This window comes from Luteibacter sp. P4_E6, assembly GCF_056401535.1.
This window is the reverse complement of sequence record NZ_JBFUJE010000780.1, coordinates 1-1383: the sequence shown is the minus strand read 5'-3', so window position 1 is coordinate 1383 and position 1383 is coordinate 1. Positions and strand designations below refer to the sequence as shown.

The following is a 1383-nucleotide window of genomic DNA, read 5'->3' as shown; positions in this document are numbered from 1 at the left end:
AGGTTCGACCAAATCACCATCGTCACTCATCAGCCAACCCTAGCCTTCTCCTAGCCCGGGCAGATCATGCCGTCGATTCGGCAACGTTGTAAATGCAGGCGTCATGTCGGGAGGCGAGGTATGGCTGGCCCCGCGACTGGTCGCTTAGACTCGTGGCAGACCCATGAGTACCGGATGAAAGTCAGCGTCGATGGCGATATGGATACGCCGCTCGCGTTGGCAGCGTGGACGGTGGCATGGCAGCGCTTTGCGCCATCCTGGTCGGCATAGGCTTGTTCGCGACCGAGTTCAACGCGCTAGGCGTTCCGGGGATATGGTTTCCCTATGGAACGGGTGTGGCGAGAGGCCAGTACGCCTACGCCGCCTTCGTCGCCTTTCTCTTCGCGCTGATCCTCAAGCGGTTTGCGAGCGATGCGCGACGCATGTAGAACGCTATGCCGTCGAGTCGTGATATGGCGGCGTCACTCTCCCGCCTCGACCGTGGGCTTGGGAGCGGTGACATCGCTACTCGGCGGCGCCGCTCTTAAGGCGGGGACGAAGAAGGCCGAAATGCGATCGGCGAAGAACAGCAGTGCCAGCCCCATGATCGTCTCCACGACCGCGTGATTGATTTCTGCCAATACGTTCAGGCTTCCCGAATTGAGGCCCTTCTGTGTGTCGTACGCGGTCACCAGATAGCTGATGGCACTCATGATCGACGCGGCGCCGAGATAGCGCAGGACCAGTGCAAACCACATGCGTGGTGTCATATGCGTTCCCCTTCCTTGTTGAATGACAGGCGACCCCGGCATGCGGGGTGAGATCCGATTCTTTCCGATCCTCATCGAATCGGCAACTGGTGCTCCACTCGCGCCCGGGCCGTGAACACGCTTAGACTGAGACCACTTTCATCCGAGCGAATTCAAAGCGCCATGATCGTTACCGAACGCCTGATCCTCAGTCCCACGTCCGTTTCCGATTTCGACGACTGCCATGCAGCGCGAACCGATCCGGAGGTCATGCATTTCATCGGCGGCCCCGCGGCATCCGAGGACACCTGGATCAAGCTGCTACGGAACATTGGTCACTGGTCCGCCTACGGGCACGGTCTGTTCACCGTGCGGGAGAAAGAGGGTGGTCGCTTCGTCGGCGACGTCGGACTCGCAACCTTTCACCGCGACCTCGGTGACGACTTCGATCCCTTTCCGGAAGCGGCCTGGGTGCTCGCACGGTCCGCACAAGGAAAAGGCTACGCCACCGAAGCCGTGCAGGCCGCGCACGACTGGTTCTTCGCGCATCGCGAGACAGGACGCACCGTTTGCATCATCAATCCCGAGAATGTTCCCTCGATTCGGGTGGCGGAACGGCTGGGCTACCGGGCGTTCGGCGAGGCGTCCTACAAGG

3 protein-coding genes are annotated in these 1383 nt (G+C 60.9%); 2 read left to right on the top strand and 1 reads right to left on the bottom strand.

The window, feature by feature from the left end; translation table 11 throughout:
• Positions 1–236 precede the first annotated feature (236 nt).
• Positions 237–428: a hypothetical protein gene (locus tag AC1DT2_RS23450; protein WP_477299080.1), complete on the top strand. Its 192-nt coding sequence runs from the start codon at positions 237–239 to the stop codon at positions 426–428.
• Positions 429–461: 33 nt separating this feature from the next.
• Here the strand turns inward: AC1DT2_RS23450 and AC1DT2_RS23445 are convergent, their stop codons facing one another.
• Positions 462–749 (bottom strand): hypothetical protein, encoded by a 288-nt coding sequence (locus AC1DT2_RS23445; protein WP_477299079.1) that lies wholly within the window; start codon positions 747–749, stop codon positions 462–464.
• Positions 750–911: 162 nt separating this feature from the next.
• On the opposite strand from AC1DT2_RS23445, the gene AC1DT2_RS23440 reads away from it, so the two are divergent.
• Positions 912–1383 (top strand): GNAT family N-acetyltransferase (locus AC1DT2_RS23440; RefSeq protein ID WP_477299078.1); only part of this gene is annotated, 472 nt, incomplete at its 3' end.

Bases quoted from the DNA above. Each gene is read 5' to 3' on its own strand.
- AC1DT2_RS23445 (WP_477299079.1), bottom strand. From the start codon at position 749: ATGACACCACGCATGTGGTTTGCACTGGTCCTGCGCTATCTCGGCGCC.
- AC1DT2_RS23450 (WP_477299080.1), top strand. From the start codon at position 237: ATGGCAGCGCTTTGCGCCATCCTGGTCGGCATAGGCTTGTTCGCGACC.